Source organism: Williamsia herbipolensis, from assembly GCF_036153515.1.
Classification (GTDB): Bacteria; Actinomycetota; Actinomycetes; order Mycobacteriales; family Mycobacteriaceae; genus Williamsia_A; species Williamsia_A herbipolensis.
Genome location: NZ_CP108021.1, coordinates 3,243,873 through 3,265,435 on the forward strand (window position 1 = coordinate 3,243,873; position 21,563 = coordinate 3,265,435).

The 21,563-nt window shown below is 66.8% G+C and carries 20 protein-coding genes and 1 riboswitch; of the genes, 11 read left to right on the forward strand and 9 right to left on the reverse strand.

The genetic code is table 11. From position 1 onward, the window contains the following. Positions 1-93: 93 nt before the first annotated feature. Entirely contained in the window at positions 94-2,538 is a 2,445-nt protein-coding gene (locus tag OG579_RS14875; protein WP_328856570.1) for an alpha/beta fold hydrolase, read from the forward strand. Between the two features lie 409 nt (positions 2,539-2,947). Here OG579_RS14875 and OG579_RS14880 read toward each other — a convergent pair whose 3' ends face one another. After that, complete coding sequence (locus tag OG579_RS14880) at positions 2,948-3,820, reverse strand: aldo/keto reductase family oxidoreductase (protein ID WP_328856571.1); 873 nt, start codon at positions 3,818-3,820, stop codon at positions 2,948-2,950. A 144-nt stretch (positions 3,821-3,964) separates the two neighbouring features. Between OG579_RS14880 and OG579_RS14885 the strand changes: the two genes are divergently transcribed. Beyond that, positions 3,965-4,831, forward strand: a complete 867-nt coding sequence (locus tag OG579_RS14885) for a helix-turn-helix domain-containing protein (RefSeq protein ID WP_328856572.1) — start codon at positions 3,965-3,967, stop codon at positions 4,829-4,831. A 22-nt stretch (positions 4,832-4,853) separates the two neighbouring features. Here OG579_RS14885 and OG579_RS14890 read toward each other — a convergent pair whose 3' ends face one another. Beyond that, complete coding sequence (locus tag OG579_RS14890; protein WP_328856573.1) at positions 4,854-6,032, reverse strand: zinc-dependent alcohol dehydrogenase; 1,179 nt, start codon at positions 6,030-6,032, stop codon at positions 4,854-4,856. A gap of 315 nt (positions 6,033-6,347) precedes the next feature. On the opposite strand from OG579_RS14890, the gene OG579_RS14895 reads away from it, so the two are divergent. Then, positions 6,348-6,827 (forward strand): hypothetical protein, encoded by a 480-nt coding sequence (locus tag OG579_RS14895; RefSeq protein ID WP_328856574.1) that lies wholly within the window; start codon positions 6,348-6,350, stop codon positions 6,825-6,827. Between the two features lie 59 nt (positions 6,828-6,886). Here the strand turns inward: OG579_RS14895 and tal are convergent, their stop codons facing one another. Beyond that, positions 6,887-8,053, reverse strand: coding sequence for a transaldolase (gene tal / locus OG579_RS14900; protein ID WP_328856575.1), 1,167 nt, complete (start codon positions 8,051-8,053; stop codon positions 6,887-6,889). A gap of 289 nt (positions 8,054-8,342) precedes the next feature. Between tal and OG579_RS14905 the strand changes: the two genes are divergently transcribed. After that, on the forward strand, positions 8,343-8,471 hold the full coding sequence (locus OG579_RS14905) for a hypothetical protein (protein WP_275041765.1): 129 nt from the start codon (positions 8,343-8,345) through the stop codon (positions 8,469-8,471). Between the two features lie 16 nt (positions 8,472-8,487). Here the strand turns inward: OG579_RS14905 and OG579_RS14910 are convergent, their stop codons facing one another. Then, positions 8,488-9,321, reverse strand: a complete 834-nt coding sequence (locus tag OG579_RS14910; protein ID WP_328856576.1) for a LysR family transcriptional regulator — start codon at positions 9,319-9,321, stop codon at positions 8,488-8,490. A gap of 69 nt (positions 9,322-9,390) precedes the next feature. Here OG579_RS14910 and OG579_RS14915 point away from each other — a divergent pair, with 69 nt between their 5' ends. Further along, positions 9,391-10,299, forward strand: coding sequence for an NAD(P)H-binding protein (locus OG579_RS14915; RefSeq protein WP_328856577.1), 909 nt, complete (start codon positions 9,391-9,393; stop codon positions 10,297-10,299). A 32-nt stretch (positions 10,300-10,331) separates the two neighbouring features. Here OG579_RS14915 and OG579_RS14920 read toward each other — a convergent pair whose 3' ends face one another. Then, positions 10,332-11,234, reverse strand: a complete 903-nt coding sequence (locus tag OG579_RS14920; RefSeq protein WP_328856578.1) for an alpha/beta fold hydrolase — start codon at positions 11,232-11,234, stop codon at positions 10,332-10,334. Continuing rightward, a complete protein-coding gene (locus tag OG579_RS14925) occupies positions 11,221-12,072 on the reverse strand; it encodes an SDR family NAD(P)-dependent oxidoreductase (protein ID WP_328856579.1) in 852 nt (283 codons plus the stop codon). Before OG579_RS14925 ends, OG579_RS14920 begins: the two co-directional genes overlap by 14 nt. Before the next feature lie 124 nt (positions 12,073-12,196). On the opposite strand from OG579_RS14925, the gene OG579_RS14930 reads away from it, so the two are divergent. After that, positions 12,197-13,192, forward strand: a complete 996-nt coding sequence (locus OG579_RS14930; protein ID WP_328856580.1) for an SDR family oxidoreductase — start codon at positions 12,197-12,199, stop codon at positions 13,190-13,192. 70 nt (positions 13,193-13,262) lie between these two features. Here OG579_RS14930 and OG579_RS14935 read toward each other — a convergent pair whose 3' ends face one another. The 3 genes from OG579_RS14935 to OG579_RS14945 all read right to left on the reverse strand — a co-directional run bounded on the left by OG579_RS14935 (position 13,263) and on the right by OG579_RS14945 (position 15,018). Next, positions 13,263-13,442, reverse strand: coding sequence for a hypothetical protein (locus OG579_RS14935; RefSeq protein WP_328856581.1), 180 nt, complete (start codon positions 13,440-13,442; stop codon positions 13,263-13,265). 61 nt (positions 13,443-13,503) lie between these two features. After that, positions 13,504-14,262, reverse strand: coding sequence for an ANTAR domain-containing protein (locus OG579_RS14940; protein WP_328856582.1), 759 nt, complete (start codon positions 14,260-14,262; stop codon positions 13,504-13,506). Between the two features lie 324 nt (positions 14,263-14,586). After that, on the reverse strand, positions 14,587-15,018 hold the full coding sequence (locus tag OG579_RS14945) for a hypothetical protein (RefSeq protein WP_328856583.1): 432 nt from the start codon (positions 15,016-15,018) through the stop codon (positions 14,587-14,589). Positions 15,019-15,295: 277 nt separating this feature from the next. Then, a riboswitch (M-box (ykoK) riboswitch) is annotated at positions 15,296-15,470 on the forward strand. 43 nt (positions 15,471-15,513) lie between these two features. Between OG579_RS14945 and OG579_RS14950 the strand changes: the two genes are divergently transcribed. From OG579_RS14950 to OG579_RS14970, 5 genes are all read left to right on the forward strand, one after another. Further along, positions 15,514-16,236 (forward strand): MgtC/SapB family protein, encoded by a 723-nt coding sequence (locus tag OG579_RS14950; protein WP_328856584.1) that lies wholly within the window; start codon positions 15,514-15,516, stop codon positions 16,234-16,236. Then, positions 16,233-17,969 carry an ABC transporter permease gene (locus tag OG579_RS14955; protein WP_328856585.1) on the forward strand — a complete coding sequence of 579 codons (1,737 nt, stop codon included), beginning with the start codon at positions 16,233-16,235 and terminating at the stop codon, positions 17,967-17,969. Before OG579_RS14950 ends, OG579_RS14955 begins: the two co-directional genes overlap by 4 nt. Positions 17,970-17,995: 26 nt before the next feature. Beyond that, positions 17,996-19,267 (forward strand): ABC transporter ATP-binding protein, encoded by a 1,272-nt coding sequence (locus OG579_RS14960; RefSeq protein ID WP_328856586.1) that lies wholly within the window; start codon positions 17,996-17,998, stop codon positions 19,265-19,267. Between the two features lie 292 nt (positions 19,268-19,559). After that, positions 19,560-20,432, forward strand: a complete 873-nt coding sequence (locus tag OG579_RS14965) for an NAD-dependent epimerase/dehydratase family protein (RefSeq protein WP_328856587.1) — start codon at positions 19,560-19,562, stop codon at positions 20,430-20,432. 20 nt (positions 20,433-20,452) lie between these two features. Continuing rightward, positions 20,453-21,319 (forward strand): LysR family transcriptional regulator, encoded by an 867-nt coding sequence (locus OG579_RS14970; protein ID WP_328856588.1) that lies wholly within the window; start codon positions 20,453-20,455, stop codon positions 21,317-21,319. The last annotated feature ends 244 nt before the right edge of the window (positions 21,320-21,563 follow it).

Below are 21,563 nucleotides of genomic sequence, written 5' to 3' on the forward strand. Positions count from 1 at the left end.
ATGACCGACGTGACCGGAATCCAGGCACAGCTCGACCTCGCGGCGATTCCGCCCACGACGCGAGACCGTCCGGTTCCGACGACAGTGGCTGCGATGCTGACTGCTTCCGCGACCGACGTGCCCGAGGCCGACGCCGTCGTAGGCCGCGACGGACGGATCACCCACGCGGATCTGTTCGAACAGGCATCGGCGGCGGCGGCGATCCTGGCCGGCGCCGGGAGCGGGCCCGTGGCGATCCACCTCGACGATCGCATCGAGCCGGTGGTGATGGCGTTCGGCGCGCTGCTGGCGGGACGGGCGCTTGTTCCGCTGGACCCGCAGCTGACAGCGGACCGCGTATCCCGGATCCTCGCACTGGCCGAGGCCGAGCTCTGGGATGCGGACCGGATGCGGGCGGCCGATGCGGTCACGCCGGGCGAGCGACGGGCGCGGCTCGATGATGCCGCGACGATCGTGTTCACCTCGGGCTCGACAGGCAAACCGAAAGGGGTTGTCTTCGATCACGAGAACGCCGTCGGCAAGGCCTACGAGGCGGCCGTGGGCCAGCGTCTGACGCACGGTGACCGGATCGCCGACGTGATGCCGCTCGGCTTCAGCGCCGGACTCACCACTCTGTTCTCCGGCCTTCTCGCCGGTGCCACCGTGCTGCTCGCCGATTCGCGTCGGATGGGTGTCGAGACGTTGATGGAGTGGCTGCACGACCAGCGCCCGACGGTGGTGAACTCCTCGGTCAGTCTCGTGCGTCGTCTGGCGGCGGACGCCCGCGACGGTGTGCTTCGGCCCTTGTCGACCGTCCGTCAGATCACGTTCTACGGCGAACCCTCGACCCGTGAGGATGTCCTGCTCGCGCGCCATCTCTCCGAACCCGCACCGCGGGTGGTGAACTGGTACGGGTCGACCGAGGTCGGGCTCGTCGGGCACACCGTCTTCGATCCCGACGACGAGGTCCCACCCGGCCGCGTGGCCGCAGGAAAGGGTCTGCCCGGCCCGCGGCAGGTGACGATCGTCGATGACGAGGGGAGCATCCTGGCCGCGGGTCGAACCGGCGAGGTGATCGTCGTCGGCGGGACCATCGCGGTGGGTTACGCGGGCCGCTCGTCGGACCGGTTCCTCCCGGACTCGGGTTCGGGTCGTGGGTATCGCACGGGCGATCGGGGTTTCCTCGATCCCGATGGGACGCTTCATGTTCTGGGCCGGGCGGACGACGCGGTGAAGATCCGCGGATACCTGGTGGAGCCGGCCGAGATCGAGGTCGCGATCGTCGCGATGCCGAGCGTCGACGAGGTATTCGTGCGCGGGATCGACCACGACGGGGGCACCGAACTGGTCGCCTACGTGGCAAGCGCATCGGAGTCGGCCACCGCACTCGAGCGACGGGTTCGTGCGCATGTGTCCGCCACGCTCGCACCGTGGATGGTCCCGAGGTTCGTGGTCGGTATGGGCGCTCTGCCACGCACCGATCGCGGCAAGGTGGATCGCGCCGCGCTGCCGTCGCCGGTGACGACCCCGGAACCGCGTCGCCGCCGCCGGTCGCCCGACGTGGTCGAATCCGCGGTCCGCCTGGCCCTCACGCGGGCATCGGTCGACGCCGAACTCGACGCCGATCAGGACCTCGTGGCGGCGGGCGTGGATTCACTCGCTCTGGCCCGGATCGCGACGACCGTCCGACAGATGCTGCATGTGGAGGTGGATCTGGCGGCATTCGCCGCCGCACCGACCATCGACACCCTGACCCGTGGTGTGCGCGAGGCGAATCGCTCCGGCGGGACACGTGACCGCGGAGGTGTCCTGGTGCCACTGCGAGCCGAGGGTGACGACACCCCGTTGGTTCTGGTGGCCGGTGCGGGCGCCCCGGCGTCCGCCTTCGTCCCGCTGGTGCGCTCCCTCACTCCCGGCCGCAAGGTCTACGGGTTACAGGCGCGCGGTCTCGAACAGCCGGGGCGTCCCGACCGCAGCATCGTGGCCATGGCGCGCAGGAACATCGAGCAGCTCCGCAGCGCACAACCCCACGGGCCGTATCATCTGGCCGGCCATTCGATGGGTGGGATGGTTGCCCTCGAGATGGCGGCCCAGTTGGCAGATGATGGCGAATCGGTACGCCACGTCGTCCTCATCGACTCCTCGCTCACCGAGGCGTCCGTCGCCGAACTCGATGTTGCGGCGGGGCTCCCGGATGACGACGTGCATTTCGACGCAGGCGCTCCGGTGCAGGCCGAGATGACGATGACCCATCGACAACTCGTGGGTCTGTTCCTCAGGTTGCCGGTGGCCGGACGCAAGGTGTTCGATCCCGTCACCCAGTGGATCGTGTTCTACCACCGCGGTGTTCGGATGGTCCGTCGGCATCGCGTTCGCCACATCGACGCCCCGGTCACCGTGCTGTGCGCGCAGGGCAGTACGCATCGGCGGTCCCGGTGGGAGTCGGTGACATCGGGACGAGTCGATCTCGTCGCCGTACCCGGAGGTCACGTCAATGTCCTCCACGCACCCCACGTCGCCGCGGTGGCCCACGCCATTGATGCCGCATTGCACACCTGACCAGCCGGAACGCACGTATACCGATCGCGGGCAATGGATTCGAGAGCGCAAAGCGCGAGTTAGCGACCCTACAGAGCGTGGTCAGGGTCTCGAAATCGACAACGGATGTGAGACTTGCTAGTTACTATTTCGATGTCCGAATGCAGTATCTGACATTTGCCGGGTGACCGGAACGGTTGCGCGGTGACCACATCGAAGGAGAATCACATGTTGCTCGGAGCAGTCGGGGCGCTCGTCGGAGGCCTGTTGGGAAGTCTCGGTGTCGGCAACCTGCTTTTGGGACTCGGTGCGGGACTGTTCGGTTCGAGCTAGAGCCGGCACCGATCCGATCGGTCTCGGCTGACGTCGAGGCCGGTCGGATCGGTGTCGTCGTCAGTGTGAGGAAGGTCCTGCGGCGATCACCGTGTGGTCAGTCGCCTGTCCCGATCTGATCCAGCTCGGCCAGTACGTCTGCACTGAGGTCGAGTCCTGCTCCGGTTGCGTTCTCGCGCAGGTGTTCTGCCGACGACGTGCCGGGGATGAGAAGTATGTTCGGGGAGCGGTGCAGCAACCACGCCAGTGCCACCGAGAGTGGAGTGCTGTCCAGGCTGGTGGCGATGCGCGACAACGCGTTCGACTGCAGAGGTGAGAATCCGCCCAGGGGGAAGAACGGGACGAAGGCGATTCCCTGCGCCGCCGTGTCCTCGACGAGTGCATCGTCGGCGCGATCGGCGAGGTTGTACCGATTCTGCACACAGACCACCGGCGCGATCTCCTGCGCCTCCGCGAGCTGGGCAGCCGTGACGTTGCTGACGCCGATGTGCCTGATGTCGCCCGCACGCTGTAGCTCCGCCAGTGCGCCGATCTGTTCGGCGATCGGTCCGGGCGTGGGGCCGTCGGTGGCGCCCATCCGCATGTTCACGACATCGAGTGCGTCGAGACCGAGATGGCGAAGGTTCTCGTGCACCTGGGTCGTCAGCTCCTCGGGACTCCGATGGAACGGCCAGTTGCCGTCGTCGTCGCGACGGGCTCCCACCTTGGTGACGATGTGGAGATCGTCGCGGTACGGGTGCAGGGCCTCCTTGATGATCTCGTTGGTCACGAAGGGCCCGTAGAAGTCCGCGGTGTCGATGTGGGTGATGCCCAGGTCGACGGCCTCGCGGAGCACCGCGACGGCGGCCTCCCGATCGGCAGGCGGCCCGAAGACGCCGGGACCAGCGAGTTGCATTGCGCCGTAACCGAATCGTGAGACCGTCAGGTCGCCCATGCGAAATGTGCCGCCGGGCAGGGTGATGTCGGACATGATCGCTCCTCTGTGGGTTCGTATCGGCGGATCTCGCCGTCCCCATCGACGCTAGGAGCGCATCGACCGTGGTGAGGAGTCCCCGCTCATCCTGGGACCGTCAGGACCACCCACGGTGCGATCGGTCCTCCTACCATCGAATCCATGAGCGATCGTCCCAACTCCCTGGGTGAGTACCTGCGCGCTCGCCGCGAGCTGATGAGTCCTGAGCGTGCGGGTTTCGCCGCGGGTGGTGTCCGTCGGACGCCCGGCCTGCGCCGCGAGGAGATCGCCCTGCTCGCGGGCATCAGTGCGGACTACTACCTGCGGCTCGAGCAGGGTCGCGACCGGAACCCCTCCACGCAGGTGGTCGACGCCCTCGCCGGAGTCCTCGAACTGGATACCGCGGCCACGGCGCATCTGCATGCGTTGGCGGGCGCGAGCCCCCGCCCGCCCCGAGGCCGTAAGCGGGTCGGCGTACCGACGGGAATCCTGTCGCTCCTCGAGGTGATCGACCTGCCGGCTTTCGTGGAGAGCCGCTCCTTCGACGTACTGGCCGCGAATCCATTGGCGACCGCGGTCTCTCCCGCGATCAGTGTCGGCACCAACCGTCTCCGGGCGTTTCTGCTCGATCCCGCCGAGAAGGAACTGTGGGACGACTGGGCCCAGCGCGCCCGCGGGATGGTGGCGGGCTTCCGTGCGTCGGTCGGCACCGAGGTCGACGACCCGGCGACGACCCAGCTCGTCGGCGAGTTGTCCCTGCGCAGCGAGGAGTTCCGCTCGCTGTGGGCTCGGCACGACGTAGCCGTGCTCGCCGGCGGCTCCATGCGCCTGAACCACCCGATGGTGGGTGCGATGGAGCTTCGCCGGGAGAAGCTCCCCCTGGCGGGTACCGACGGTCAGATCCTCGCGATCTATCACGCTGAGGCCGGTTCGGACTCGGCGATGAAGCTCGCGACGCTGAGGGATCAGGTGTCGGTCGGCGGCGGGTCGTCGGCTGCCGGCGCGGCTGCGGCGTCCGGCCCGCAGTGACGACCCGCCCTCGCGGGTGTGCTCAGGGTTTGAGGATGATCTTCACCGCGCCGTCGGTCTTCTTCTGGAAGATGTCGTACGCATGAGGCGCCTGCTCGAGCGGGAGTTCATGCGTGGCGAACGAATCCACGCCCAGGGGGTCGTCGTCCCCGAGCAGCGGCAGGATGTCGGGAACCCACTTCTTGACGTTCGCCTGGCCCATGCGCAGCTGAATCTGCTTGTCGAACATGGTGAGCAGGGGAAGTGGGTCGGCCATGCCGCCGTAGACGCCGATGAGTGAGATCGTCCCGCCGCGTCGAACGATGTCGATCGCCGCATAGAGCGCCGCGAGACGATCGACCCCGGCCTTCTGCATCATCGGTGCCGCCAGCGCGTCGGGGAGCAGGCCGGTCACCTGCTGGACCAGCTTCGTCACCGGTGATCCGTGAGCTTCCATGCCCACCGCGTCGATCACCGAATCGGTTCCGCGTCCATTGGTGGCCGCGCGGATCTCCTCACCGATGTCGTCGACGGCGTCGAGGTCGATCACCTCGATACCGCGAACCCGTGCGCGATCGAGGCGTTCGGGGACGCGGTCGACGGCGATCACACGGTGGCCTCGGTGTGCGGCGATGCGTGCGGCCATGTCGCCGATCGGCCCCAGGCCCAGGACGGTGACCGATCCACCCTCGGGTATCGCTGCGTACTCGACCGACTGCCACGCGGTCGGCAAGACATCGGAGAGGTAGACGAAGCGCGAATCCGCGGGCCCCTCGGGCACTTTGATGTGGGTGAACTGTGCCTGCGGGACCCGGAGGTATTCGGCCTGGCCACCGGGCACCGCGCCGTAGAGCGACGAGAAGCCGAAGAGCGCCGCGCCCATGCCCTGATCGCGGACCTGTGTGGTCTCGCACTGGGTGTAGAGGGATGAGTCGCACATGTAGCAGGATCCGCAGGAGATCTGGAAGGGGATCACCACGCGGTCGCCCACGGCGAGATCGCCTGTCTGCGAGCCGACTTCCTCGACCACGCCCATGGGTTCGTGGCCCAGGATGTCCCCGGGGGTCATGAAGGCTCCCAGCACCTCGTAGAGGTGCAGGTCGGAGCCGCAGATGTTCGTCGAGGTGACCTTGATGATCGCGTCGGTCGGCTGCTCGATCGTCGGATCGGGTACCTCGTCGACACTGACCTTCCGCTTACCCTGCCACGTGACTGCGCGCATGATGATGCCTCTCGTGATGCGCGATCTGTTGTCAGGTGTGCCGGCTCGAGCGGATCATCAACGGAAGCAACATCGTTCGCAGTTGACGTCAAGGATCGGGAGTCGATGCTCACCTCGCCAGACATCGACATCACCAGCAGAACCACGACATTCGATCGCGGATTGACCGTAGCTGGGAAACTCAACGTGGCCGTCTGTACCCCTCCACTGTCTCACGGATCGGCGCGCCACCGCGACGGTTCCCGCTCTACACTGGTCTTGTCTGAACGGGTAGAGCCCTCGCCGGATCCGACCAACGCGACGAAGGGTTCCTCCATGGACATCGCACACCAGACCTCTGCGCTCTACATGCGAACGCATCTCATCGGCGCCAGCGGTGGTCTGCAACTCGCGCGTCTGGTCGCCCGTGATCCCTGGACGGTGAACGCGATCGACCATCTACCGGGCGAGCTGGAGGACGAGATGGCGTTCGTGCGCGCCCGCGTCGAGGAACTGAGCGGCCACCGCGAGTCCTGGCTGAGCGCGGTGGCCGGAATCGGGACCGGGGTGCGCGGCGTGGCCGGCGTCGTCGGGCTCACGCGCGGACGCTTTCGTCGCGTAGCCGCATTAGAGGCCATGCGGTCGCTGCTACTCGCCAAGAAGGCGATGTGGGAGCTCGGGATGGAGCGCCGTGTCGATTTCGGGCCGGGGACCGCCCGGTGCGCCGAACTCGACCGGCAGGCCGCCCGACAGGCCGAAGAGGTGCAGGCGTTGCATCAACGCGCAGCCGACGAGGCCTTCACGCGCGGCGGCTGACGGCTCGCCACTCGCCTGTGCCGGCGTCGATGCCACCCAAAGCGGTGGTCACGACAAGCTCATCGCGCCCGTGCTTCGTCGAGCTGCTGGTGGGTGGCCTCGCCCACCTCTCGCCACGCGAGCGCGAATTTCTCGATGCCGTCGTTCTCGAGGGTGAGGAAGACGTCGGTGAGATCGATGCCCAGCGCGGAGATCGCGTCGAACACCTCCTGCGACTCGGGTCCCCGGCCGACGAGCGATTCGGTGTCGACGGTGCCGTGGTCGGCGAAGGCGTCCATCGTCTTCTCCGGCATCGTGTTCACGGTGTTGGGGGCGACGAGATCGCTGACGTAGAGCGTGTCGGGGTAGTCGGGGTTCTTGACCCCGGTCGAGGCCCACAGCGGACGCTGGGGACGCGCACCGTCGGACAGCAGCCCCTGGAACCGGGACTCGGTCTCGAACACCTGCTGGTAGGCGACGTAGGCCAGACGCGCGTTGGCCAGAGCCGCCTTGCCCTTGAGCTCGGTCGCCTCCGGGGTACCGATCGCGTCGAGGCGGGAGTCGATCTCGGTGTCGACGCGCGAGACGAAGAACGACGCGACCGAGTGGATCGTGGAGATGTCGTGTCCGGCGGCCTTGGCGGCCTCGATGCCCTCGAGGTAGGCGTCCATCACCGCGCGGTAGCGCTCGACGGAGAAGATCAGGGTCACGTTGACGCTGATGCCCTCGGCGAGGGTCCTGCTGATCGCGGGGATCCCGGCCTCGGTGGCGGGGATCTTGATCAGCAGGTTGGGTCGGTCGACGATCTTCCACAACTCGATCGCCTGGGCGGCGGTGTTGTCGGTGTCGTGGGCCAGACGTGGGTCGACCTCGATCGACACCCGCCCGTCGACACCGTTGGTCGACTCATAGACCGGCGCGAAGATGTCACAGGCGTTGCGGACGTCGTCGGTGGTGACGGTGCGGATGGTGGCGTCGACGTCGGCGCCGCGGGCGGCGAGTTCGTTGATCTGCTCGTCGTAGCTGTCCCCGGCCGACAACGCGGCCTGGAAGATCGACGGGTTGGTGGTGACACCCACGACCGACTTCGTCTCGATCAACTCGGCGAGGTTGCCCGAGGAGATCCGTTCACGCGACAGGTCGTCGAGCCACACCGACACCCCGGCCTCGGACAGGTTCTTCAGGTTCTGGTTCTGATCTCCGGTGCGTCGAGTCGATTCCTGATGGGTCGAGTTCACTGAGTTCATGGGACATCTCCGATACGAGTGGGGTGATCGAGGCTGCGACTGACCGGCAGGTCTGTGATCTACAGCTGAGTCAGGGCTCGATCCCGGCGCGACTCCTCCGGATGGCGGTCGCAGACACGGGCGCCAACGGACTCGTGGCGGCACCTGACCTCGACACTACGCCCACATCGCACCGGACTCGGATCATCGCCGGCGTCTGCGACGGCAGTTTCATCAAAGAGCGTTGCGCCGGTGGATGAGTCACGAGATAATCGACGGCGAAGTTGTGGCGTCGTTGATTGGGGTGACCATGTCGGTCTTGGATTCGTTGTCGCGCAGCAAGAGCGTGCAGTTCTCGGTGGTGTTCGTCGCGATCTACGTGGTGTTCGCCATATTCGGGTACTCGCGAGCGATCGCCGAGGAGCGCTCCTACAAGTAGGCGGCGGGCCGGAGGGTCATTCGGCGGCCGACAGTCGCTCCTCGGGTGTCCGCAGAACGTCGATCGCCATCGTGAGGAAATCGCGGATCCGGTGTTCCCGTCGCCCGCGCGCGACCGCGATGCAGGTGTCGACCGGCGGAAGATCCGTGACGACCAGACTCACGAGATCAGGGCGGGAGTACGACGTCGCGACGCCGGCGGGCACCAACGCGATGCCGTGACCGGCCGCGATGAGCTCGAACTTCTCCTCCACCGACGACGTCCGCCGGGAGTGTGCGTCGAGGATCGTCTCGCCGTCGAGGTCTGACATCGCGATCCGGTGTCGCCGAGCCAGCGGGTGCGTCGCCGGCACGCAGGCCACCCTCCGCTCGGTCCCGACCGCGACCACCCGGAGTGCGCTCTCGTCGAACGGCCGACGTAGGTAGGCCACGTCGACCCGCCCGTCGTACAACGGAGCCGCCTTCTCCCACCATCTGATGGGCACGAGGTCGATCTCGACATCGGGGCGCGCGGATGAGAACTGTCGAACAGCTTCGCCCACAGGTAGTCCCGGGGCGAAACCGACGACGAGGCGTTCCACCCCGCGATCGGTCTCCAACACCCGCCGGACCGTGTTGTCGACGGTGGTGAACACGCTCTGCGCGTCCTGCAGCAACTGCACGCCCGCCGGCGTCAGCTCGACATTGCGCGTCGTGCGGACGAGCAGCGTGGCGCCCAACTCCTTCTCCAGCGCGCGGATCTGTCGGCTCAGCACAGGCTGCGCGATGTACAGCGACTCCGCGGCGCGGCCGAAGTGTCCGTGCTCGGCCACCGCGACGAAATACCGCAGTTTGCGGAGATCGAGATCCATGCCGCAAGGGTATCAATGGGTCGAGGAAGGTATTGGACCGTTCGAGGGGATCCGCGCAGGCTGGACCACATGATCGTGATCACGACGCCCACGGGCGACATCGGCAGCCAGGTCCTCGACTGCCTTCTCCAGACCGCCCCATCGCACGGTGAGGTGATCCGCGTCATCGCGCGGGACCGTTCGCGACTACCGGAGGCCGTGCGGGCCCGTGTGGACGTCGTGACCGGCTCGCACGGTGACGCCGACGTGCTCGCCGCGGCCTTCGACGGTGCGGACGCCGTCTTCTGGGTTGTCCCGCCGAACCCGATGACTCCCACTCTGCAGGCGGCGTTCTCCGACTTCACGCGTCCTGCGGCACGAGCGTTCGCCGAGCATGGTGTCGAACGTGTTGTCGGCGTCTCCGCACTGGGCCGTGGTACGGCGATGGCAGATCGGGCGGGACTCGTCACGGCCTCCCTGGAGATGGACGACCTGATAGCTGCTTCCGGCATCGGCTACCGCGCACTCGCCAACCCGTCGTTCATGGACAACGTTCTGCGACAGGTCGACTCGATCCGCACCGCGGGCGTGTTCGCCGACACCGTCGCACCCGATCGCGCCGCCCCTGCCGTGGCGACCCGCGACATCGCCGCCGTGGCTGCCCGGCTCCTGCTGGATCGGTCGTGGACCGGTGTCGACAGCGTGCCGGTGCTGGGCCCGGAGGACCTCTCGGCACACGACATGGCGCGCATCATGTCCGAGGTCCTCGGTACGCAGATCCGCTACGAACGTCGGTCGTACGACGACCTGCGGACACAGATGATCGGACGCGGTCTGGGGAGTGCCTTCGTCGACGGCATGGTCGACATGATGCAGGCGAAGGACAACGGTCTCGACGCCGGCGTCGCTCGCACCCCGGAGGCCGGCACTCCGACGACCTTTCGGCAGTGGTGTGCCGACGTCCTGCTCCCGGCGGTGGAGACCGCGGCGGCCGACTGACCGGGTCGCGGGCACGAGAGCCGGTCGCGCTGTCATCGGGCCACGCGCAGGAATGCTTTCAACTCCGCAAGGAATTCCGCGGGCTTCTCGATGTGCGGCCAGTGTCCCGTTCCCGGGATCTCGACGGCCGACGCGGTCGAGACCGCCGCGAGAAACCTGTCGACGTCTGCCGGCGGCGACAGCGGGTCCCCGGGCCCGCGGATGATGTGGGTCGGGCAGGAGATCCGGTGCAGATCGGTCGCCGGGTCGCTGCGGATCGTCGAGAGCAGGGCCGGAAAGGACCCGGGAGCGCCGAGCGCGGACATGACCTGCGTCATGAGGTCGGCGTCGAGCCGCTCGGGATGAGCCAGAAACGGTCCGAGGGCCAGAGTCAACAGCTTCGGTGACGATGCCAGGACGGAGGTCACCCGCGCGGGTAGCGGAACGCCGATGGTCGTCAACTCGGCCAGCAGGGTGATGACCGCTCGTGGCTGGGCCCGCACGGTCTGCAGCGGGTTCCGTGCCAGGCCGGTCAGCGACAGGATGGGTCCACCGGTGATCACGAGCTTCCCGACCAGATCCGGCCGATCGATGGCGAGTCGGGTGGCGACGAGGGAACCCATCGAATGACCCACGACCGTCACCCGCCGCACCGACAGCTCCGCGCACACCCCGGCAACCGATTCCGCCAATGCCGTGAACGACGTGGTCTTCCAGGCGAATTCGGAGTCGCCGAACCCGGGCAGATCGATCGCGATGACCCGGTGGGTCCGGGCCATCTCAGGGAGTATCTCGATGAACCAGCGCCAGCTCGCCGAGATGCCGTGCAGGAACACGATCACGTCGCTGTCGGCCCCCGCCACGTAGACATCGACGAGATGGACCTGAGCGCCGTCGATGTCGACATCACGTGCCACCTCGTCCCAGGCGACGTCTCGCCAATCAGGGGTGGACACGGTCGCCCCTGTGGTCGGTCGACATGGTCGGGTGCATCACCCGATCCAGGATGGGAAGAAGGATGCGGCGAGGTGCCAGGCCGGCCAGATGGGCTGCGACGGCATTCCTGCGCCCGGAGACGACATGTGGTGGCGTCCATCGACGGTCGAGCGCACGCAGCCCGGTGGCGACCACCTGCCCGGGTGTCTGGAACGAACCGACGACGGTCGCGCTGTCACCGATCACGTCGAAGAACTCGGTTCTCGTGGGTCCCGGGGCGAGCGTGAAAGCGGTGACCCCGTGTTGTCGCGCCTCGTACCAGAGTGATTGGCCGAAGCTGAGTACGAAAGCCTTCGATGCCGAGTACACCGCCATCGACGGCACCGGTTGGAACGCCGTGGTGCTCGAGACGTTGATGACGCCGCCGTGACCGCGCGCGATCATCGCCGGCAGGAAGGCGCGGGAGAGCTCGACGACCGCGAGGACGTCGACCGCGATCTCGCGCCGATACTCCTGCGGATCGGTGTTCACGAACGGACCCTGCGTGGCGAACCCTGCGTTGTTGATCAGCAGATCGATGTCCCCATCGACCAGGCTGCGCAGTTCCTCACCCAGGTTCTGGGTGGTCAGATCGAAAGGCACCACGGCGCAATCGACTCCGTGTGATGCGGTCAGCTCGTCGGCGATCTCCCGGAGTCGGTCAGCACGACGCGCGACGAGCACGAGGTCCGACCCGCGCGCCGCAAGCGCGCGTGCGAATCCCTCGCCGATACCGGCGCTCGCGCCGGTGATCAACGCACGTGGCGGCGGAAGGGGACTCCGTCTCATCGAGGGAAAGGGGCGGGGCATCAGCGTCATCGCGACGAGTCTACATTTCGTTGACCGTCAGTCAACCAATGTGTACAGTCTGTCCTCACGAGGCGATCTCTCACGAAATCTCCTGTGGCCCAACCGGGCGCGTCCTCGACCGAAGGAGCAGTGGATGATCTTGGTGACCGGAGCCGGTGGCGGCATGGGTCGAGCCCTGGTGCGGGACCTGCACGGGCGCGGCGTCGACGTCCGCGCGTTCGTGAAGAACGAGCATCAGGCCACGACGGCGCGCAGGGATGGAGCAACCGACGCTGTGATCGGCGACATCAGATCGTCAGGCGACCTCACCGCAGCGGTGGCCGGGGTCGAGCGGATCTTCCATGCCAATCCGACGAGTGTCGTTCGCGAGGTGACTATTGCCGAGGCGCTGGTGGCCGCCGCGCAGGAGAACGGCGTCGGGCACATCGTCTATCACTCGGTCATCCACCCCGATATCGCCGAGATGTTCCACCACCAGGAGAAGGGGCGCGTCGAAGACGTTCTCCGCGAGTCGGCGGTACCCACGACCGTCCTGCGGCCGTCCCATTTCATGCAGAACTACCTGGACTTCTGGGAGTTCCTGCGTGGTGGGACGCTGCCGTATCCCACGTCACCGGATTCGGTGATGGGTGTCGTCGACTCCGAAGACGTCAGCGAGGTGGGCGGCCGCATCCTGACCTCGCCGGTCGCCGAGCACGCGGGCCGGACCTACGACCTCTCCACGCAAGAGCTCACTCGTCACGAGATGGCGACGATCTGGGGTGATGTCCTGGGACATGGGGTGTCGGCCGTTCGGTTACCGCCCGACGTGGTGAAGAACCCGCTCCGAGGTGTTGGCACCGCGGGTGTCGTCCTCGTGAAGTCGTTGCGAGCGAACGCCGTTCACGCCCCGGTTCAGGTTCTCCGGGGTCTCGTCCAGTCGTCCAACGCCAAGGGTGTTCGGAGTTGGCCGGAGGAGTCTCGGGACTGTTACGTCGCGATGATGAACTACTACGACAGGAACGGACTCCCGGCCGGCGACATGACCGTGCTGCCCGCTCTTCTCGGACGACCCGCGACCAGCTACCGGGAGTTCGCCGTGCGGGAAGCGACGCGGCGTGGTTCACCGGTGACGTCGAGTTCGCGGTAGTCGCCCGAGTTTCCAGGTCGTTTGGCGTGACCCGCGCCGGCGGTCATCGCACGGGTGTCGAGCCCGGGCCTCAGCTCTGCCTGTTGGTGAGGCCGAGCGTCGACTTCAGATCGTGGAGCGCCGCATCGAGGCGGTCGTCGACCGGGTGGCGCAGGGCTGCGCGCTCCGCGTCGGCGAGTTCCTCGATGGCGTCGGCGGCCGGACCGCCGAATATGGGGATGACGTCATCGGGTGGGTTGTGGCTGGTCATGATCGTCCCCATCCCGGGCAGGGCCCGTCGAGATCATCACCGCGTCGATGACTGACATGCTCTAGTCTGCCCCGGTGTCGGCGGGGGGCGACGCGTCGGTCAGCTTCGTCGCGACGGCAACCAGAGGGGTGTTGGTGTCCTGCGAGAGTCGGGCGAGGAGGGCGAACGCCGCATCAGCGGATATGTCGTAGCGCTCCATGATCATTCCCTTGGCCTGCCCGATGACATCGCGTGACTGGAGAGCCGCGTCGAACTGGGTCCGCGTTGCGGCTGCACCCAGGGCGAGCGCCAACAGGTCGCTGACCGCTGTTGCCCGCCCGTGGATGTCACCGGGCATCACTTCGTCTCGTTCGGACCAGAAGGTCGCAACGGCGAAGACCGACGAGTGGGTCGGCTCGAGGAGTGGGATCGCGAGCACCGAGCGAACGGTGTGGGGTGCCGGCATGCCCAACAGATACCGCGAGGCGCTGTCACCTGTGGTCTCGCTGCAGGCGACTGTGCATCGATCTGTGGTGGCGCGATGAATCGGCCCGTCGTCGGACCCGATCTCCATCAGCGAGAGCTTCTCGGCCAGGGTGCTGCTCGCCCCCTCGAGGGAGAGGGACGGCACGCGTCTGCGTGCTCGCGAGACGGTGACCACGGCGACGTGGTCGACTCCCGCGATGGCGGCCGCGGACCGGCTGAGGTTGTTCATGATCGCCTCATCGCGCGTGGGCGCGTGAACCATGTGGCGCAACAACGCCATGAACGGTCGATCGATGGGCACGCGGACGTCCGGATGGCTGTCGGTCTGTGCGAGTTGCGTGTCAGGAATGGCCACTGCGATGTGTCTCCCCGTCTGATGCACCGGGGCGGCATGCCCTGCGTGCGGCTGTATGACAACGGGCGCATCACACCCACAGAGGGTGCGGTGTGCCGTTGAGCCGACGAAGGCAACTGGTTCGGCCTCATGGCTGTGACGATGAACAGGCGGTTCACGAAAATAATGAACAGCAAGTCCAGTACTGTTCTACCAGTTCGAGGCCGTGTGCGCCAGACATCGCCAGGTGTTGCTGCGGGGCGTGCGGACAACAATGCGCGCCGGGCCTATCGGAGTGCAGCGATCGAGTGGTGGGGATCAGGACGACATGATCGTCCACCCGCCTCAACGAAAGATGTCGTTGACGATGTCGTCGCCGATGCCGAATCCCGCGCCTGTCATGATCGCCCGCCCGAATCCGCCTCCCACGAAGCGCTGGAGCATCCCGCCGGACTGTTGCGGCACGGAGTTCTGCACGGGTGCCTGCTGATAGACGATCGGTTGCTGGTACTGCGCCGGCTGGTACTGCGGTTGGGTCTGCTGAAGATGGCTGTCGACGAGTTGGTGGATGGCCTGCAGAAGAGCGCCCACCTGGTTCTGCTCCTGCTGCACCGCGAGCGCGATCTCGCGCAGATCGAGCTGCCACTCCCGCGCGGTCTGGTCGCCACTGTCCACGGCGCTCTGCAGTTTGGCGCCCAGGGTCTGCAGCGCCGCCGCGGTGGTCTGCGTCTGCTGCTGCAGGGCGGCGAACTGGCTGTCGACGGTCTGCGTGTCCATGTCGGTCACCGTTCCTTCTCGTGCGTGTGCGGTGTGATCGTGGCGGCAAGCGGACCTTGCCCGCAGACCATCAGTACCACCGGGTCGCAAGGTGTTCGATTGGTCAGCCGCAGGTAAACCGAAGGGAAAGTCGGGATCGCCGGGCGGCCGCTCACCGTCGGCTGCCGGTGTCGCCGGAATTGCCCGAGCAGGCCCAATCCTGGCCTCAGGGAGCTCTTTACGTGATCCATACGGTGGGTTGCCAAGGAAACGGTCGGGGTGTTTACTTGCGACCGCAAGGTGCCATCGTTCGCTGAGGCTCCTTCACGGAAACACGCCAGCGACCCCAAACGTCCAGAGACGCCACGGGTCAGGACAGGCCTTCCCGGCTTAAGGGTTGGCCCCGATTGGCTCCTCGGCTCACGCCGAGGTCGACGCCGTGGAGTGCCAAAGGTCTTACGAGGAAGGCGTTAACCGCCGGCTCGGCACTTCCCGCACGTCAGAGGGTGGTTTGTCATGTCCGTGATCGAGATGATCCTACGGTTGGCCTGCGGTGTCGGACTCGGCACCATCATCGGCTTCGAGCGCCAGTATCGCGCTCGGATGGCCGGTCTGCGTACCAATGCACTGGTCGCGGCAGGCTCCACACTGTTCGTCCTGCTCTCGGCCCACGGCTTCAGCGGCGGAACGGCGGATCCCACACGCGTTGCCGCGCAGATAGTTTCGGGTATCGGGTTCCTCGGTGCCGGTGTCATCCTCCGAGACGGACTCAATGTTCGAGGTCTCAACACCGCTGCCACGCTGTGGTGTTCGGCCGCGGTCGGGGCGCTCTCCGGGGCGGGCCTGTACTCGGTCGCCCTCGCGGGGACGGTGGCCGTCGTCACCGTGAACGTGGTGCTGCGGTGGATCGGCCGGACCGTCGACCGGCATCCGGACTCCGGTGACGAGCAACCGACGTCGTACGCGATGACCGTCGCCACCGAGCGCGCGAACGCGGTCGGTCTTCGGGCCGCACTGGTGGGCGAATTGAGTTCCACCGATGCCCAATTGCGCTCGGTGACCACCACGGACATGGCCGGATCCCCGTCGAGAGTCGAGATCCGCGCGGTCGTCGATTACGCCCACCGCGGCGATCGACACATGGTGTCCGCGCTGCACCGGATGAGTGGCGACGAGTCGGTGTCGGATGTGCGGTGGGACTGCCTGACCGACGAGGCCGGGGCGGGGGTTCGTCGATGACCCTCACCTCGCCCCGCCCGGCCCTGCGTGCCACCGATCGCCGGACCGGGTACGCCGACACCATCGTGATCCTGGGTGCGGTCGTCCTGCTCTGGCTGATCGTCCGCCTCGCCTGGGGGGCGACGGTACCCTTCGATCCGCGCAACGCGCCGACGACGATCTCCACCGATCCGGCCGACCTGCCGTACTACGCCGCTCGCTCGTTGCTGCGGATGTTCATCGCGCTCGGCGCCTCGGTGCTGTTCACGTTCGTGTTCGCTGCTGCCGCAGCCCGTTTGCCGCGTGCCCGACGTGTGCTGTTGCCCGCGCTCGACATCCTGCAGTCCGTGCCGATCCTCGGTTTCCTCTCGATCACGATCACGGGTTTCATCGCGCTGTTCCCCGGGTCGGAATGGGGACTCGAATCAGCGTCGATTTTCGCGATCTTCACCTCCCAGGCGTGGAACATGGCGTTCGCGTTCTATTACAGCCTGGTGTCGCAGCCCCGTGACCTCGACGAGGTCTCGCGCAACCTCAGACTGTCGCGCTGGCAACGGTTCTGGCGCGTCGATGTTCCCAGCGGGATGATCCCCCTGGTGTGGAACGGGATGATGAGTTTCGGTGGCGGGTGGTTCTTCCTGGTCGCGTCGGAGGCGCTCAGCGTGAACAACCACGACTACATTCTCCCGGGGATCGGCGCCTACGTCGCCACCGCCACCGCCCAGAGCGATCTCGGTCGGGTGGCGCTCGCGATCGTCGCGATGATCATCATGGTCGTCGGCGTGAACATCGTGTTCTGGCGGCCGTTGACCGCGTGGGCGGAGAAGTTCCGGACCGAGGACACCGCGGCGGTCACACCTGTCCGGAGCTCGGTGCTCACCGCGTTGCGCCGATCGCGGATCCCGGGGTGGGTGGGGGGTCGCTTGCGACCGGTGTTCGACGGCGCCGACCGTGTCATGTCGGTGTTCGGCCTGGCCGAGTACTCGTTGATCCGCAGGCCCGGACGGCACCGCGCCGAGAACGTGGTCCTGGTGGTGATCGGTACGGTGGCCGTCGCCTACGGCGCGATGCGCGTCGGTCTCTTCATCGACCACACCGCGGGGTGGGGTCAGGTGGTGCACTGCATCGCCCTCGGCGGGCTCACCTTCGGTCGCGTCGTCGTGCTCCTCATCGTCTCCACAGTGGTCTGGGTCCCGATCGGTGTGTGGATCGGGTTGAACCCGAGGATCTCCCGGCTGGCCGCACCGGTGATCCAGGTCTTGGCGAGCTTCCCGGCGAACTTCCTGTTCCCGATCGCGACCGCGGTGCTGGTGGCCACCGGGATCACCCTGAACTCGGGCGGAATCGTGCTGATGGCACTGGGCGCGCAGTGGTACATCCTGTTCAACGTCATCGCCGGAGCGAGCGCGATTCCCACCGATCTGCTGGAGGCGTCGCGCAACCTCGGTCTGGGCCGGTGGTTGCGGTGGCGCCGCGTGATCCTCCCGGGGATCTTCCCGAGCTATGTCACCGGCGGCATCACGGCCGCGGGGGGAGCGTGGAACGCCTCCATCGTCGCCGAGGTGGTCAGCTACGGGTCGATCACCCTGACCGCATCAGGTCTCGGCGCTTACATCAAGCAGGCCACCGGTGACGGCGACGGCGCACGGATCCTCATCGGCGTGCTCGTGATGAGTGCCTATGTCGTCGGCGTCAACCGGATCTTCTGGCGCCCTCTCTACTCCCTCGCGCAGCGCCGCTACTCGCCGGCATGAGCGCGGATTCATTCGAAAGGACAGACATGACAACACCATTGATCGAGATCGACGCGGTCGGGATGAGCTTCAGTGGCTCATCCGGAGACGAACTGCACGTGCTCGACTCCATCGATCTCGATCTCGCCGACGGGGAGATCGTCGCGATCCTCGGTCGGTCGGGCTCGGGCAAGTCGACGCTGTTGCGGACGATCGCCGGGCTCATCGCGCCCACATCGGGAACGGTGCGATACCGCGGGGAGCCACTTGTCGGCGCCAACGCCGGCACCGCCATGGTCTTCCAGTCCTTCGCGCTCATGCCCTGGCTGACGGTCATCGACAACGTCGAGCTCGGACTGGTGGCCCGCGGCGTCCCGCGCATCGAGCGTCGTCGACGCGCGATGGAGATGATCGACGTCATCGGCCTCGACGGATTCGAATCGGCGTACCCGAAGGAGTTGTCGGGCGGGATGCGGCAACGGGTGGGCTTCGCACGCGCTCTCGTCCTCGAGCCCGATGTCCTGTTGATGGACGAGCCGTTCTCGGCGCTCGACGTGCTGACGGCGGAGAACCTGCGGACCGAGCTGGTCGACCTCTGGGAGAACGTGCGGTTCCCGACCCGCTCGATGTGCATCGTGACCCACAACATCGAGGAGGCGGTACTGCTGGCCGATCGTGTCGTGGTCCTGGGCGCCCATCCCGGTCGCATCATCGGTGACATCGACGTCACTTCACCCCGCCCACGCGATCGCACGGCGGTGGACTTCACCACCCATGTCGATCGGATCTACCGTCTGCTCACCGGAACGCCCGAAAGCAAGACTGCCGCAGCGGTGTCGGCGACGCCGACGTCACGTCCTCTTCCCGCGGCGACGGTCGGAGGCATCGCCGGTCTCGTGGAACTGGTGCATTCGACCGGGCCCACGGCCACCTCGAACCTGGCCTCGATCCTCACCTTCGACATCGACGACCTGTTCCCGGTGATCGACGCAGCGCAGATGTTGGGTCTGCTCGATGTGCAGTCGGGGGTGGTCGAGACGACCAAGCTGGGCGCGATGTTCACCTCGGTCGGCATCCAGGACAAGAAGGTGATCTTCGCCCGTCAGATCCGGTCGTTCGCGCCGTTGGTCACATCGGTCGTCGCGGCGCTCGAGGCCACCGACGACGGCGAGCTGAGTTCACAACTCTTCGCCGACCTCCTTCGCCGCGGTTTCGGACCCGAGGCGGCACGCTCTCAACTCGAGACCGCGATCGACTGGGGGCGATACGGAGAACTGTTCGACTACGACGCGGACTCCGAGACGATCTCACTGGCCTGACCGGCGGAGCGGACCCGCTACCGCCTCCATGGCCGCTCGACGCCCCGCCCATGCACGGTCGAGACAGGTGTTCACAGGCCTCGCCGCAGTGTCGGCCACGAGTCGCGACGTGCCTGTCCTGGGCGCCGCTGCTGTATACGCGACCGCCACGCTCGAAACCGTTGGAGTATCGGCCCCTCTGATACGCCACCTGATGCCGCACGGGTATCACAGGCGACCGATCAAGTATTGGACGCCGACGGTGCGTAGCGGCACGGTGGAGTGGAACCAGTTGCGACGGAAAGGTATTGACATGATGATCTTCATCACCGGCGGGTCCGGGTACATCGGGCAATCGATCATCACCGAACTCGTCCGGCAGGGCCACACGGTGAAGGCTCTCGCCCGCAGTGACCGCGCCGACGTCGCCGTGAGAGCGCTCGGCGCCACACCCGTTCGTGGTGGGCTCGGTGACCTGGACGTCCTGAACCAGGCCGCCGCCCGAGCCGAAGCCGTCATACACCTGGCCCAGGCGTCCAGTGGGGACGAAGATCGCGCTGCCGCGACCGCCATGCTCGACGGGATCGGTGGAGGTGTCTACATCCACACCGGTGGTAGTTGGGTCTATGGAGACACCGACGGTGTGGTCGACGAGACCGCGCCGTGGAACCCGCCGGAGCTGGTCGCGTGGCGGCGCGCGGTGGAGGACGCTGTCCTCGCGCGCGCTGCAGTCGGTGGGCGGCCTGTCGTCATCCAACCCGGACTGCTCTACGGCGGCGACAACCGCCTCATCGAGGAGTTCTTCATCCAGCCGGGCAGGGTCGATGGCGCCCTGCCTTACATCGGGGATGGTGGGAACCGCTGGGCGTTGATCCACGTCGACGACCTGGCGCGGCTGTACGTGGCGGCACTGTCGGCCGCAGCGGGTTCGGTGTACATCGGAGTCGGCGACATCGCCCCCACCGCGAAGGAGGCCATCGAGGCCTGCGCGCACGGTGTGGGTCTGGCCGGCAAGACCACCTCGATCACTCTCGACCAGGCCCGCATCGACATGGGACCGGTCGCCGACGCCTTTGTTCTCGACCAACAGCTCACATCTGCCAAGGCCCAGCGGGATCTCGACTGGATGCCCACTCACGGCGATCCACTGGGAGAGTTCGCGCGCACGGGGGACAATGGCGTCTGATGAACGGTGTGAGGTGAGCGATGGACGTGGATCTGCGTAAGCTTCGCTACTTCGTCGCGGTTGCCGACGAGCTCCATTTCGGTCGCGCGGCCGAACGTCTGCACATCGCTCAACCGGTGCTGTCCCGCCAGATCCGTGCGCTCGAGGACGAGTTGCGCGTGGTGCTGTTCGACCGGGATCGTCGCGGGACCACCCTCACGACGGCAGGCAGGCAACTGCTCGACGATGCACGGCCGCTCCTGATGTCGGCGGACGCCCTCACACGCCGGGTGCGCGCCGCCGCCGAAGACGACGTCACCTTCACCATCGGATTCATGCCCGGCATCACGCTGACATCGGTGGTCCAGGCGATACGCGCCGCACACCCGGGCCTGACCGTTCGTCTGCTTCGGACCGGATGGGACAACCAGGTGCAGGTCGTGCACGACGGGCGTGCCGACGTGAGCATCGTGCGTCTACCCATCGACCGGACAGGCCTCGAGCTCCGGCCACTCTTCTCGGAGCCGAGGGTCGCGATGGTGGCGACGAATCACCCTCTGGCGAAACGAGAATCTGCGCGCATCGGCGAGTTGGCCGGCGATCACCTCCTGCAGGACCCCGACGCCGTCCCCGAGTGGCGTGATGTGGCAGAAGAGATCCGATCCGGTTCGCGACCAGCGGTCCCGGCCATCCACAGCGTGGAGGAGAAACTCGAACTGGTCGCCGACGGAACGGGGATCGCGATCCTGCCCGCCTCGACCGCGGGGTTCTACACCCGGCGGGGCGTGGTCGCGCTCGCGGTCGACGACCTCGGGGCGAACCACGTGGCTCTCGCCTGGCCGACCGGACGGCGCACCGCACTCGTGAACGAGTTCGCCGACATCGCAGCAGCATTCCTACCCGAGTGACGTCGTGATCGTCGGAGTCCCGGCGCCGGCGACCGAGAGGATGGTCGCCCCAGCGTGGTGGTGAGCTCGCGGTAGGTAGGGGGCTCCGTACTTCTGTGGCGCCGGTCAGTGGAGGCGACGCGAAGGGACGACGATCCACCGACCCGGCCGTCACACCCCGCACCACCCCCGCCTTGGAAAAAGTGAGCCAAGCGTGTTTCACTATCGGACGTGGCACGAGTCACACGGACGGACGACCGGGAAT